A 13792-nucleotide genomic window follows, 5' to 3' on the forward strand; every position below is an offset into this window, starting at 1 on the left:
GACCGGGGCCTTTGTCATGCTCCTAGCTCCAGCTCATGCCCGTCAGGCGCTCGTACGCCTCCACGTACTTCGCCCGCGTCGCGTCCACGACCTCCTGGGGCAGCGGCGGCGGGGGCTGCTCGCTCTTTCGGTCCCAGCCGGAGGCCGGCGAGGTCAGCCAGTCGCGGACGAACTGCTTGTCGTACGACGGCTGCGCGCGGCCCGGCTCCCACTGGTCGGCCGGCCAGAAGCGGGAGGAGTCCGGGGTGAGGACCTCGTCGGCGATGACCAGCGTCTCTCCCTCGAAGCCGAACTCGAACTTGGTGTCCGCGAGGATGATGCCGCGGTCACGGGCGATGTCCCGGCCGCGGGAGTAGACGGCGAGGGTCGCCTGGCGCAGCTGGGCGGCGGTGTCGGCGCCGACCTGGCGGGCGACCTCCTCGTAGGAGACGTTCTCGTCGTGCTCGCCGACGGCCGCCTTGGTGGCCGGGGTGAAGATCGGGGCGGGGAGCTCGGAGCCGTCGACGAGGCCTTCGGGGAGGGCGAGGCCGCAGACGGTGCGGGACTCGTTGTACTCGACCAGGCCGGAGCCGGTGAGGTAGCCGCGGGCCACGGCCTCCACGGGGACCATCTGGAGCGACTTGCAGACGAGGGTGCGGCCCGCCCAGTCGGCGGGGGCGCCCGCGGGCACGTCGGTGCTCAGGACGTGGTTGGAGACCAGGTCGGCGAACTGGTCGAACCACCACAGGGAGAGCTGGGTGAGGATGCGGCCCTTGTCGGGGATCTCGGTGGGGAGCACCCAGTCGTAGGCGGAGATGCGGTCGCTGGCGACCATCACGAGGTCGCCCGCCTCGTTCTGGTACAGCTCGCGCACCTTGCCGGTGTGCAGGTGTACCAAGCCCGGAACCTGGAGCGGCTCGGGCTTTTCTACGAATCCGGACACGGTTCCTCCCCGTGGTTCTGTCCAATGGGTCGATTGTCCCGTACGGGCCGCTGACCTTGGACTGGGGGTGTGCTGGGTGAGCTCAGTCACGTTTGCAGATGCGGTCCAGGAGGTTGGCGGTGGCGCGCTGGACGCGGGCATCGACGTGGCCCGGGCGGTCCAGTGCCGGGGACCAGGCGAAGGTTCCGGAGGCGAAGATCAGGGCGCCGGAGGGCGCGCGGTACAGCGACGTCTCCTGGTGGCGGAGGGCGCCCTCGCGGTCGGTGTACGGGGAGTGGGCGAGCAGGATGCGCTCGTCGTGGTCCGGGAGCGGGGTGCGGGGGAAGTAGCGGTCGGCCTCACCGGCGACCAGGCCCGTGATCTCGTCGCCCTCGTGGGCGCCGGTCGCCTCCCACAGCCAGTGGTCGGCGTTGCGGACGATCAGGGGGTGCGGCTCGGGGACGTGGCCCGCGTACTGGATGCCGATCACCTCCTGCTCGGGACGGTCGATTTCACGCCAGAGCACCGGGCGGCCGGGGCCCTGGCGCTTGCGGCAGGTCATCAGGCGGTCGGGGACACCGGACGGGGAGGGGCCCAACTCGACCTGCCAGTACATGGAGTTGGCGGAGAGGAAGACCAGGGACGTGCCGTTCTCGCGGGCGAGCTCGACCGTGCGGCGCATGTTCGTCGACCAGTACTCGTCGTGGCCGGGGAAGACCAGGCCGCGGTAGCGGGTGGGGTCGACGTGGCCCGCGTGCAGGTCGCGGGCGTCGGCGTAGGCGATGTCGTAGCCGTAGCGCTCGGCCCAGCGGATGAAGTCGTAGGCGTGGCCGACGTGCAGGGGCAGGCCCGCGCCCGCGTACGGGCGGTCGAAGGAGACGGTCGTGGCGGCGTCGGCCTCGCCGAGCAGCCGGCCGTCCTCGTCCCAGGCGTGGTAGAGGCTGGCGCCGATACGGCCGTCCTCGGGGTAGAGGTTGTAGGCCTGCCAGGTGACGTCGGGGAGGAGCAGGAGCAGATCCGCGGGGTGCTTGTCGCGCACCGTGAAGGGGATGTGGGAGCGGTAGCCGTCGGCGGTGGTGAGGACGGCCACGTAGGCGCCGATGCTCCAGTACGAGGGGACCTGGAGGCGCCAGGACAGCCACCAGTGGTGGCAGGAGACCGTGCGGTCGGCGGTGAGCGGCGGGGGCTGCACGATGCCGGAGAGGCGCGGACTGGTGGTGATCTTGGCGGCGCCGTCGCCGCTGTAGTGGCCGATGCGGTAGATGTCGACGGCGAATTCCTGGGGCGGGTCGACGGTGATGTGGAAGTCGACGGCCTCGCCGGGGGCGACCGCGCCGGTCGAGGTGAAGCCCTTGATCTGCCGGTGGACGTCGTCGGCGGAGCGCGGGCCGGCGCTGCGGGGGGCCGGGACCCTCGGGGTGTCCGCGGTCGGGGGGTGGGCCTGGCCGTCGACGTACCAGGGGACGACCTGGCCGGTGTCGTCGAAGTACGTCACATTGCCGCGCAGCCAGGGGACGGGGCCCTGGCCGAAGGGGTCCGTCACGGCATGCGCGAGTGCCCCCGACTCCCAGCGGCGGATCTGCTCCGACCCCATGGCCATACCCCTCCCTCGTCCCCCGTGGTCGTGCATCGAGCGTTCGTGTGTCGTGCGAGCGCTGTACGCGCTTGCGTGTGCTCGCGGTCTACCTGCGGTGTGCCGGCGGTTCCTGTCATGTGACGCGGGCTTTTGTACGGCTGTCGTATGTCGCAAGCCCTTGCCATGTGCGCTATCGATCCCAGCACATCACATTCCGCACGCATGCTGTCACTATTCGTTGCGAATTGGCCGAAAGTGGAACCGGGGCTTCCGACCGCATACGGCGTGAAACAGGCGTCAGACCAGACGTACCGGCTTCTCCGGGCGTATCCCCGACTCCACCAGCCACGCGCGCAGCGGCACCGGATCGCCGTCCTCGATGAGGCTGAGGACTCTGGGGGTCAGGTCGGCCGCTCTTTCGCCGTCGATGAGGAGCGTGGGGCCGTCGAGCCAGTCCAGACCGGGGGCGGCACCCGCGGTGTCCATCGCGGCGCAGCACACCATCGCCGTGACGTGGTCGGTGAGCAACTCGCGGGCGGTGCGGGGTGGCTGGAGCGGGAAGAGGGGGAGCGCGCCGATGTCCAGGAGGGTGCTGCCGGCGTCGGGGGACGCCGTCCGCTCCGCGGGCGCGGCGGCCTCTTCGCGGGCCAGTTCGGCGGTCAGACCGGCGGCGAGAGCGGAGCTTCGCTCGGTTTCCTGGTCGTCGGGGGAGTCGTCCTCGGACATGGCGGCGTAGGGGGCCTTGGGCGGCTTCGGGAGTGGGGGTGGGGCGGCGGGGACGGGGGCGGCGTGGGGGTCTGCATGCGGGTCGGCGGGCCGGGCGGTCATCCGGTCCGGCGGGACCGCGAGGTGCTCGGCCGCGAGGTGGTCCATCACGCGGGCCAGGGTCGGGCCGCTCGCCTCCGAGGGTGTGCCGTCGGGGGTGCGGCGGACGCCGAGGGCGTCCAGGACTCGGTGGAGGCGGGCCGCGTCGGTGCGCCACTTCCGGTCGACGACCTCCTCCGGGTACTCCTGCCAGTCCACCGGGGACCAGTCCGGGCCGGACTCGGCCGGGCCACCGTGGAAGAGGCGCGCCGCGAGGAGTGAGGCGGCCTCGTCGACCGCTCCGGGCTCTTCGAGCAGGTCGCACGCGGGGCGCTCACCCAACCGGGACGCAAAGCCCTCGGCCAGGCGGTCCCGACGGGACAGCTCGGTCAGGGCGGCGACGACGCCCGCGTCCAGCCGGGACGGCCAGCGGCCCATCCGCCAGGCGGGCAGCGCCACACGCGTGAGCAGCCGGTCCCAGCCGGCGTACGCCAGCCCGACCTGTTCCTGGGCGACGATCCGCAGTCCGTAATCCACAGCCTGTGCACGCTCGGCGGCGGCGCTGGCCACCCCCCGCTCCATCTCGGTGGCGTGCTCCCGGCAACTGCGCAGCAGCAGCCGCGCGACCCAGCCGACGCCCGCGCACACCGCCCGCGACCCCGGACAACGGCCGCGCGTCGAGGCGACGGCCACGGCGGCGTCCAGGCCCCGGACGAAGCGCCGGGCCTGGGCTATGTCCGGGTGCGCGGAAGGTCCCGTACCGGCGACGACCGGGGCGAGGACCGCGCGCAGCTCACCGACGCGCATCCACCACAGGAACGGGGAGCCGATGACGAGGACGGGGGCGGCGGGCGTACGGCGGTGGGCGGCGCGCGTGCTTCCGCCGCGCAGGCCGTTGACCTCGTGCTCGTCGCGGTCGTCGGCCGGGGGCGGGCCGTGGGACGGGTGGGTGCGGTCCTCCAGCCAGCTGTCGCAGTCCGGGGTGAGCGCTATCGCGGACGGGGCGGGGACGCCGAGGCGGTCGGCGAGGTCGCGCACCATCCGGTACAGGTCCGGGGCCTGCTCCTCGGCTATCGGGACCGTGGGGCTGACGGCGGGGCGGGCGCGGGCGACGACCAGGGCGATACCGGCGGCGGCGAGCAGGACGAGAACGGCGACGGGGGTCACCACCCAGCGGGCCGCGTGCCAGCCCGGGCCGACGAGGTGGCCGGTGGAGGCGCCGACGAGCAGCACCACGGCGAACGCCGCGGGGAGCAGGGCGACGGCGAGCGCGCGGCTGCGGATGCGCAGCACCGCGAGGGCCCGGGCGCGCGCGGACTGCGCACCCACCTCCACACCGATACCGGTCACGACCGGACCTCACCCCCTCCCCGCTGCCCTGGCTGTCCGAACTGTCCTGGCTTTGCTCACTCCCCCACTGTGGCACCCGCCACTGACATCGCAATGCCGGTGGGCCAAGTGCCGGAACGCTTGCGCCGCACCCTAGTTGGGGCTTCGGCCCACGTCAGCCGGATGGGGCAGCGGTCACTCGATGGAATGGCTTTGGGGAAAGGTGGATGACGGACAGCAAGGATCAGGCCCCTGATCCCGGCCCTGAGCCGAGGAGGGAACAGGCCCCGAATCCTGAGACGGATTCGGGGCCTGCGGGGTTGTCTCGCGCGGGGGCGGCTTGTCTGGATGCGGTGGGCGCGCGGGCGCTTTCTACGCCTCCGCCGCCGCCTTCGCCGCGATGTCCGTGCGGTGCTGGGAGCCGTCCAGCTCGATGCGGGCCACGGCCGCGTACGCGCGGTCGCGGGCCTGGGTGAGGTCCTTGCCGGTCGCCGTGACGGACAGGACGCGGCCGCCGGCGCTGACGACGGCGTCGCCGTCGCGCTTGGTGCCGGCGTGCAGGACGTAGGCGTGCGGGGCGTCCTCGGCGGCGACCTCGTCGAGGCCGGTGATCGGGTCACCGGTGCGCGGGGTCCCGGGGTAGTTGTGCGAGGCGACGACCACGGTGACCGCGGCGTCGTCGCTCCAGCGCAGGGGCGCCAGATCGGCGAGATCGCCCTTGGCGGCGGCCAGCAGGACGCCGGCCAGCGGCGTCTTCAGGCGGGCCAGGACCACCTGGGTCTCGGGGTCGCCGAAGCGGGCGTTGAACTCGATGACGCGGACGCCGCGCGAGGTGATCGCGAGCCCGGCGTAGAGCAGGCCGGAGAAGGGGGTGCCGCGGCGGCGCATCTCGTCGACGGTCGGCTGCAGGACCGTCTCCATGACCTCCTCGACCAGCTTCGGGTCGGCCCACGGGAGCGGGGAGTACGCGCCCATGCCGCCGGTGTTCGGGCCCTCGTCGCCGTCCAGGGCCCGCTTGAAGTCCTGGGCGGGCTGCAGCGGGACGACCGTCTCGCCGTCGGTGATGGCGAACAGGGAGACCTCGGGGCCGTCGAGGAACTCCTCGATGACGACGCGCTCGCACCCGGCGGCGTGCGCCTTGGCGGCCTCGATGTCACCGGTGACGACGACGCCCTTGCCGGCGGCGAGGCCGTCGTCCTTGACGACGTACGGCGCGCCGAAGGCGTCGAGTGCGTCGGCGACCTCGTCGGGCGTGGTGCAGACGTACGACCGTGCCGTGGGCACCCCGGCCGCCGCCATCACGTCCTTCGCGAACGCCTTGGAGCCCTCGAGCTGCGCCGCCTCCTTGGAGGGACCGAAGACGGGGATGCCCGCCTCGCGTACGGCGTCGGCGACCCCGGCGACGAGCGGCGCCTCCGGTCCTACGACCACGAGGTCGGCGCCGAGCTCCGTGGCCAGCGCGGACACGGCCGCGCCGTCGAGGGCGTCGACCTGGTGCAGCTCGGCGACCTCGGCGATGCCGGCGTTGCCGGGGGCGCAGTGCAGCGCGGTGACGTCGGGGTCGAGGGACAGGGAGCGGCACAGGGCATGTTCGCGGGCGCCGTTACCGATGACGAGGACCTTCACGGGGGTCAGCCTAACGGGGTTTTTGTGCGGGGCGATGAGGGGCCGGGGGTTGGTGAGCTGTACGTTCCTCCAAGTCCCGGGCGGTCCCGGATCGCCGGAGAGGCTGACCGGCCGGGCCGAAATGCCTGGCCCTGGCCCTCTCGGGACTGGTCCTCTCGGGCCTGGGCGTTCGGGGCGGGGTTGCCCACGAGGCCCCGCTACTCGTTCGTGAACTCCTCCACCACCGTCGCCCCCAGCTCCCGCACGATCAGTTCGTAGCCGGACAGGGCCGACTCGTTGAGGTCGGGGTCGTCGTCCTCCGGGATGTCGTCCTCGATGGACACCGGGGGCCGCGGCTCGGGGGCGGAGGGAGGCTGGGGTGCCGAGGCGGGGGCAGCGTTCGGCGCCGGAGCAGCCGGGGCCGCCGGAGGCGGGGTGGGCATCGAGTGCGTCGGCTGGGGCGGGGCCGGGCGCTGGGCGGTCGTAGCGCCACCGCCGTAGCCGCCACCGCCGCCTCCGCCGAAGCCGCCTCCGCCACCACCGCCGAAGCCGGAGGAACCGCCCGGCGACGGAGGAGCCGAGCCTCCGCCCGACGGGTCGACGCTCGCCTCGATCTTCCACTGGACGTTGAACTGCTCGGCCAACGCCTGCCGCAGGACGTCCTCGCTGCCGCTGCTCACGAAGTTGTCGCGTGCGCCCGCGTTGACGAAGCCGAGTTGGAGGGTGGTGCCGTCGAAGCCGGTCACCTGGGCGTTCTGGCTGAGCAGGATCCAGGTGAAGCGGCGACGGTTCTTGACCGCCTCCAGGATGTTGGGCCAAAGCATGCGGGGGTCGAGGCCGCCGCTCGGGGGCGTGTAGGCCGGTGCCGCGCCTGCGCCCGGGGCGGGCGGGGGCGTGGGCGCCGCGGGCTGCGGTGTGGGCGGGGGCGCGGGGGTGCCGCTCGGCGCTGCCTGGGGGGACTGGGCGCCGCCGCCCGCCGGGGCTGCCGTGGGCCAGCCGCCGGGGCGCCGGCCACCACCCGCAGGGGCGGCGGTGGGCCATGCCCCGGGCGTGGCGGCCGCGGGCGGTGCGGCGGGTGCGGGCGCAGGCGCCGGAGCGGGCGGAGCCTGCGGTGGCTGAGGCTGCTGACCGCCCTGCGTCGGCGGCCGGCCGGGGGCCGAGGGCGCGGACGTGGCCTGCTCCGTGGGCGCACCCTGACCCGCCGGAGCGGGAGCGGCCGTACCGCCCATACCGGCCGTCGGCGCACCGGCTCCGGCCGGGGGAGTCGCCGGGGCCGGAGTCGCGGCGGCGGGGGCCGCGGGCGCCCCCGGAGCCCGTACGGCTGCCCGGGCCGCGGCCGGACCGCCACCCGGCGGAACCGGCGCTGCGGCCGCTCCCGGGTGGGCGTCAGGACCGGGCACGTACCCCATCGCGGGCATGCCACCGCCCGCGGCCGGCGAGAAGTTCACGCCCCGCTCCAGCCGGTCGAGCCGGGCCATCACGGAACGCTCGTCCCCGTACGCCGCGGGCAGCATCACACGCGCGCAGATCAGCTCGAGCTGGAGCCGGGGCGAGGTGGCCCCCCGCATCTCGGTCAGCCCCGCATTGACGAGGTCGGCGGCCCGGCTCAGTTCGGCGGCGCCGAAGGTGCCGGCCTGGGCCTGCATGCGCTCCAGGACATCGACGGGGGCATCGATGAGCCCCTTCTCCACGGCATCCGGCACGGCGGCGAGGATGACGAGATCCCGCAGCCGCTCCAGCAGGTCGGCGACGAACCGCCGGGGATCGTTGCCCCCCTCGATGACACGGTCCACGACCTCGAAGGCGGCGGCGCCGTCACCGGTCGCGAAGGCTTCCACGACGGAGTCGAGCAGCGACCCGTCGGTGTACCCGAGCAGGGAGGTGGCCATGGCATACGTGACGCCCTCCTCCCTCGCTCCGGCGAGCAGCTGGTCCATGACGGACATGGAGTCACGCACGGACCCCGCTCCCGCGCGCACGACAAGCGGCAGCACCCCTTCCTCGACCGGGATGTTCTCCCGGCCGCACACATCGGCGAGGTAGTCCCGCAGAGTGCCCGGCGGGACGAGCCGGAAGGGGTAGTGATGGGTCCGCGACCGGATGGTCCCGATGACCTTCTCGGGCTCGGTCGTGGCGAAGATGAACTTCAGATGCTCGGGCGGCTCCTCGACGACCTTCAGCAGCGCGTTGAAGCCGGCCGACGTGACCATGTGGGCCTCGTCGATGATGTAGATCTTGTAGCGGCTGCTCGCGGGCCCGAAGAAGGCCTTCTCCCGCAGCTCACGCGCGTCGTCCACACCACCGTGGGACGCCGCGTCGATCTCGATGACGTCGATGGAACCTGGCCCGTTGCGAGCCAGGTCCTGGCAGGACTGGCACTGGCCGCACGGGGTCGGCGTAGGACCCTGCTCGCAGTTCAGACACCGCGCGAGGATCCGCGCACTGGTCGTCTTGCCGCAGCCACGCGGCCCGCTGAACAGGTACGCGTGATTGACCCGGTTGTTCCGCAGCGCCTGCTGCAGCGGGTCAGTGACATGCTCCTGCCCGATGACCTCGGCGAACGACTCCGGGCGATAGCGGCGGTACAACGCGAGAGACGACACGCTTACGAGGTTATAGGCGCCCACTGACAACCCCACCCCTCAGCGGGAACGCAAGCGCCCCCCACGCACCCGCCAGAGCCGACCTACCCTTGCTGCCTTCCGGCCCTGGGGGAGTTCAGTCAGATAGCGCCGCGTGAGGGGCTTCACGAAGAGTACCCGATGTCGGCCTGGGGGAACGAGTTCGCGAGCACTCCTCTCGGTCATGTAATGTTTCCGGCGGAGGATTCGCCTAGAGGCCTAGGGCGCACGCTTGGAAAGCGTGTTGGGGGCAACCCCTCACGAGTTCGAATCTCGTATCCTCCGCCAGTGCCTCACCGGGCACGATGTCGAAGGGCCCCACCGCTTGCGGTGGGGCCCTTCGACGTGTGTGGCGGTACAGGGCCGCACGGCGCCTCCGGGCCTTGCCGTCCGGGGCTGTGTGGGCGGCCACAGCGCAGCGGCGGCGCGTAGGCCCATACTGGGGTCAATGACAAAGCCTCTTGTACCGAAGCGTCACTTGCCCACCAGCCCCTTCAAGGCCCCGGTCGCACCGGCTCCCAAGCACTTCGCCGTGGGTGACCAGGTCACCCATGACGTGCACGGCCTCGGCCGGGTGATCGGCATCGAGGACGGAATCGCGGCACTCGTGGATTTCGGCTCGGCGCAGATGCGGATCCTGAGCCCGTACGCCAAGATGACCAAGCTGTAGGACCGCTGTGCCCGGTCACGGCACGCCAGGCCCTCAGGGACCTGTAACGAAAGGCAGACCTCTCATCGACCTGACGTCGCTGTTCTCCGCTCCGGAAGGGCAACCCCGCCGTTCCGCCACGGCATCGCCGCCTCCGACGACAAGCCCCTTCCAAGCCCCTGACTTCGGGGAGGACGAGATCTTCCCGCTCGACGACGAACAGGAGCCGGCCCCGGGCCTGCGTGCCGGGCGGCCCAAGGCCGCCTAGGGGTGTCTTCTGGATCGTGCCGGCGTCGCGGGCCCTGGCACGTACTCCTCCCCCACTGCCGCAAAGGCGTGGGGGCATTTCTTGGCGCGCCCTGACGCGTGCCCTGACCGGGCAGCGTCAATCGCAGTGCTGTGCTTCCTCCCGGGCCGGCTGCGGCGGGACTCGCGTCGTGAGCGGCGCGACCTGGCGCGAAGTGGCCCGAGTGGTCCCTTCGAAGCGGCTCGGGAACGGGTACTTGCGTTCCAGGAACGTGTGGATGGCGGCCTCGGCCGCCGCTCTGGCCGCCGGGGCGGTGTCCACGTCGTTGAGGCAGAAGAAGTCGATGTCCTCTCCGGCCGCGAGGCGGGCCAGGCGGCGGTGCATGTCCGGGGTGCCGAGTTGGACGTAGCGGAAGCGGTAGTCGGACGGGACGGCACGGCCGGTCGCGATGGCCCAGTGGTGGTGGAGCGTGGAGGCCGGAGCGATGTCGGTGGTGGAGCGGAAGCGGGAGTAGGAGGTCTGCTTCAGCTCCTCGATTTCCAGGCTTTCCATTTCCCGCATGACCGACAGGAGTTGGGGGTGCGGGGTATGCAGCGACTTGTGCGTGATGTGTCTGCCGTGGAAGTGCCGGATCACCTCGCGGGCGTTCTTCCCGGCGGAGTTCGGGGCCGGTTCCAGGGGGTGCGGGGCGCCGAGTCCGAGCTTCAGCGGGGACAGGGGAATGCGGGCTATGCCGTTGCCGTGGAAGAAGTGCTCGGCTCCTACCGGGCGATTGATGAAGACGTCGTCGTTGAAATACAGGTAGTGGTCGGACAGGCCCGGGATGTGGTGCAGGCGGCTCTCTATCGCGTGTGAGTTGAAGACGGGGAGCGCGTCGGGCGGGAGGATGTCCCGGTGGTCCACCACCGTCAGGCCCTGCGCGTCCGGGTCCAGCCAGGCGGGGATCTGGGAGTCGGTCACCAGGTAGACGTGCCGGACGAAACCGGCGTACATCTCCAGGGAGCGCAGCGCGTACTTCAGTTCGTCGTGGCTGGTGTAGCGGGAGGCGCCGGTCTCGCGGGCGGCGATGACGTTCGAGGAGAGGGCCTGATGGGCTCTGCGCTTCGCGGCCATCGCCGGGTCGTTCCCGTCGACCCAGGTGTACACGGCGTCGACCGGGAAGCGCACCTCGTCGATGCCCGGCTCGGCGAACGGGACGAACGTCGGCACGCTGCGGCGGCGGCACACCACCGCGGCCGGCTGCTGCGCGGCCGTCGGCAGCACTTCCGAGACGGCGTTGCGGCGCGGGGCGACCAGTGCCGGGCCGAAGACGTCCGGCAGGCGGCTGCCGGGGACGGTGAGCCAGGAGGGGTCCGTGCCCGAGGTGCCGAGGTCCCGGCCGTGACGCCAGAACTCGATGTCGCACCCCGTCTCCAGGCCGGTGAGCACCTGCCCTTCCGGGCCCAGGCGCACCAGACCGGTACGGAGCACCGCGGCCCGCCCCAGTGCCCGCGGCAGCTTGCCGTCGGCCCACAGCACCGCGGTCGTCACGGCGCCGTCCGGTCCTACGGCGCCGACGTACCCGACGGTGCCGGCGAAGCGCTGGGCGGCCCGGGAGAGAACCGCGCCGCGGTGCCTCTCCTCGATGCCGATGACCTGCCGCGGCGCGCCGTGCCCGTGGTCGGCGGGGACCAGGAAGTACGGGACGCCGAGGCCCTCCAGCAGGGTGCACACCCGCTCCAGATCGGCTTCGACGGCGTCCGCGGCGGTGTAGTCGGCGACCGTACGGCCGTAGAGCCGTATGGGTCCGAAGGTGATCCGGCGCAGGCCGGGTACGGCGGTCCGCAGGCGTCGGCGGGCCCGGGTCGCGCGCAGCGCCCAGAGCCGGGCCGTCAGCCAGAGCCGCAAGCGCGAAACGAGGTTCCGGGCCGTCCGGATGCCCCCCGGCAGTCCGAAACGGTGACGGATGTGCGTGCCCCTCATGTCCATGCCCCCCATGTCCATGCCCCCCAGGCCCGCTACTTCTGCTTCTCGAAGGGGCTCGGGAAGGGGAAGTAGTTCTCCAGGAACTCGTCCATCCGGCGGCCGACCTGCTCCCGTTCCTCGGGCGGCACATCGACGTCGTTGAGGCAGAAGAAGTCGAAACGGCGGTTGCGGCGCAGGTCGGTCAGGCGCTTCTCGGCGTCCGGGCGGCTGATGTTCACGTACCGGAAGCTGTACTTGCCCGGCACTCCGCGGCCGGTCATCAGCGCGTACTGGTAGAGCAGCGGGGCCGTCATGGCGATGTCCTGCGGCGAGCGGAAGCGGGACGCCGTGGTGCGCTGGATGTCTGACGGGAAGAGCTCCTCAAGGGCCCGCAGGGTTTCGCGCTGTTGCGGCAAGGGGGTGTGCATGAAGTTGTTCGTCGTCATCCGGCCGAACTTCTCCAGCAGCAGCCGGCGGACGTTCTTGCTCGCGGAGTTGGTGGCCGTCTCCTCGGCGTGCGGCTTGCCGACGCCTATCTTCAGCGGGGAGACCGGGATCTTCATCAGGCCGCTGCCGTGGAAGAAGTGCTCGGCGGTGACCCGGCGGCCGACGAACACGTCGTCGTTGAAGTAGAGGTAGTGGTCGGACAGGCCCGGGATGTGGTGCAGCCGGGTCTCGATCGCGTGGGAGTTGAAGACGGGGAGGACGTCGGGCGGGAAGATGTCGCGGTGGTCGACGACCGTGATCCCGGGGGCCCGGTCGTCCAGCCAGTGCGGCTTCTGACCGTCGGTCACGAGGTAGATGTGCCGGACGAAGTCGGCGTACATCGCGAGTGAGCGCAGTGAGTACTTCAGCTCGTCATGGCTGGTGTAGCGGGAGGCGTTGGTCTCCTTGTCCAGGATCTCGGCGATGCCCTGGCCCTGGTACCGGGCCCGCTTGGCCCTCATCTCCGGCTGCTCGCCGTCCACCCAGGTGTAGACGACGTCGACGGGGAAGGTCACGTCGTTCACGGTCGGCAGGGTGAGCGGGACGAAGGTCGGCAGCTCCCGGTCGCCGATCCGGACCGTGGCCGGCTTCTGCTCGGACGCCGGCAGTACGTCCGTGATGCCGTTGTTGCGGGGCGCGACGAGGGACTCGGCGAAGATGTCCTCGGACGCCTGGGGCTGCACCTTGGCCAGGCGCCGGGGGCCGTCGTCGGAGGCGAGGAGCTGGGCCCCGTCCTCCCAGAACTCGACGTCGCAGGCGAGTTCCGGGCCGGCGAGCAGCTGGCCGGAGGGCCCGAGGTGGTTCTCCCCGATCCGCAGGACGGGGGCCGTGCGCAGCGGGGTCGGCAGTACGCCGTCCAGGAACAGGGCGGGGTTCTTGAGCTGTCCGCCGGGCAGCGGTCTGCCGATGAACACCGCCTTCCCCGCGTTCTGCGCCTCCAGGACGGTGAGGAAACGCTCCCGGTCGACGGCGTTCACACCGAGCGTGTGGCGCGTACGCGAGGTCGGTACCAGGAAGTAGGGGATACCTTCCTGCTCCAGCGCGGCGACGACCAGGCCGAGGTTGGCGGCGGCCGCGCCGGCGGCGCTGAACCGGGTCACGATCCGGCCGTAGAGCTGCTGGCCGCGCACCGCGACCGGGCGGAGCGTCGGGTCCGTGACGGCTGCCGTGCGGCGGCGCCGCATGGTGCGCAGCTGCCACACCCTTTCGGCGGCCTTGCGCTCGACTCGCGGTCGCATCCGCCGGGTGAAGGAACGCACGGTCACGTTCTGAGCTCCTCTTCATGAACCCTCAGACATCCCTGTGTGTGAGAGCAGACCGACGCATGCGACGGAAGGTTGTAGAAGAGTTCTCCGAGAATTAACAAACGAAGGGCCGTATGCACAACTGGCCCTCAGCCGGGCGTGGTAAAGGGCGCGACAGAGGGCTCAGGGCAGGCGAAAGGCCCCGGCCGATCGGTCGGGGCCTTCGTCGTGGTCCACCAGGCCAGGGGCCCGATCCGGGAGAGTGGATCAGGCCCCTGGCCGGTTTCCGAGGTCGAGCACGGCCGGTCGGACACCGGTGCACTGCCATCGGCGGAACATCCCAGGGACCGTCTGCGACGGCCCGTACTCCACCGGTAGGTCGCGCC

General features: G+C 71.9%; 8 protein-coding genes, 1 tRNA gene and 1 other RNA gene. 2 read left to right on the forward strand and 8 right to left on the reverse strand.

Annotated features, from left to right (window positions below):
* Positions 1–22 precede the first annotated feature (22 nt).
* From ACTMVF_RS00435 to ffs, 6 genes are all read right to left on the reverse strand, one after another.
* Positions 23–922 (reverse strand): phosphoribosylaminoimidazolesuccinocarboxamide synthase, encoded by a 900-nt coding sequence (locus tag ACTMVF_RS00435; protein WP_441268940.1) that lies wholly within the window; start codon positions 920–922, stop codon positions 23–25.
* 82 nt (positions 923–1004) lie between these two features.
* On the reverse strand, positions 1005–2495 hold the full coding sequence (locus ACTMVF_RS00440; protein ID WP_441268941.1) for a N,N-dimethylformamidase beta subunit family domain-containing protein: 1491 nt from the start codon (positions 2493–2495) through the stop codon (positions 1005–1007).
* 279 nt (positions 2496–2774) lie between these two features.
* On the reverse strand, positions 2775–4631 hold the full coding sequence (locus ACTMVF_RS00445) for a hypothetical protein (RefSeq protein ID WP_441268942.1): 1857 nt from the start codon (positions 4629–4631) through the stop codon (positions 2775–2777).
* A 351-nt stretch (positions 4632–4982) separates the two neighbouring features.
* Positions 4983–6236 carry a phosphoribosylamine--glycine ligase gene (gene purD / locus ACTMVF_RS00450; RefSeq protein WP_441268943.1) on the reverse strand — a complete coding sequence of 418 codons (1254 nt, stop codon included), beginning with the start codon at positions 6234–6236 and terminating at the stop codon, positions 4983–4985.
* 197 nt (positions 6237–6433) lie between these two features.
* Entirely contained in the window at positions 6434–8818 is a 2385-nt protein-coding gene (locus ACTMVF_RS00455) for a DNA polymerase III subunit gamma and tau (protein WP_441268944.1), read from the reverse strand.
* A 47-nt stretch (positions 8819–8865) separates the two neighbouring features.
* Positions 8866–8964: signal recognition particle sRNA small type (ffs, locus tag ACTMVF_RS00460), an RNA gene on the reverse strand.
* Between the two features lie 72 nt (positions 8965–9036).
* Between ffs and ACTMVF_RS00465 the strand changes: the two genes are divergently transcribed.
* Together ACTMVF_RS00465 and ACTMVF_RS00470 are read left to right on the forward strand one after the other, a co-directional pair.
* Positions 9037–9124 (forward strand) — tRNA-Ser (locus ACTMVF_RS00465).
* Between the two features lie 160 nt (positions 9125–9284).
* Positions 9285–9506, forward strand: a complete 222-nt coding sequence (locus ACTMVF_RS00470; RefSeq protein WP_301999445.1) for a hypothetical protein — start codon at positions 9285–9287, stop codon at positions 9504–9506.
* Between the two features lie 364 nt (positions 9507–9870).
* Here the strand turns inward: ACTMVF_RS00470 and ACTMVF_RS00475 are convergent, their stop codons facing one another.
* Together ACTMVF_RS00475 and ACTMVF_RS00480 are read right to left on the reverse strand one after the other, a co-directional pair.
* A complete protein-coding gene (locus tag ACTMVF_RS00475; protein WP_441268945.1) occupies positions 9871–11619 on the reverse strand; it encodes a stealth conserved region 3 domain-containing protein in 1749 nt (582 codons plus the stop codon).
* A gap of 110 nt (positions 11620–11729) precedes the next feature.
* Complete coding sequence (locus ACTMVF_RS00480) at positions 11730–13427, reverse strand: stealth family protein (protein ID WP_441268946.1); 1698 nt, start codon at positions 13425–13427, stop codon at positions 11730–11732.
* Between the last annotated feature and the right edge of the window lie 365 nt (positions 13428–13792).

This window comes from Streptomyces sp. SD31 (assembly GCF_052068475.1).
In the GTDB taxonomy this organism is placed as follows: Bacteria; Actinomycetota; Actinomycetes; order Streptomycetales; family Streptomycetaceae; genus Streptomyces.

Excerpts from the sequence above, each read along its gene's own strand:
- ACTMVF_RS00440 (WP_441268941.1), bottom strand. The coding sequence starts at position 2,495 with ATGGGGTCGGAGCAGATCCGCCGCTGGGAGTCGGGGGCACTCGCGCAT.
- ACTMVF_RS00470 (WP_301999445.1), top strand. The coding sequence starts at position 9,285 with ATGACAAAGCCTCTTGTACCGAAGCGTCACTTGCCCACCAGCCCCTTC.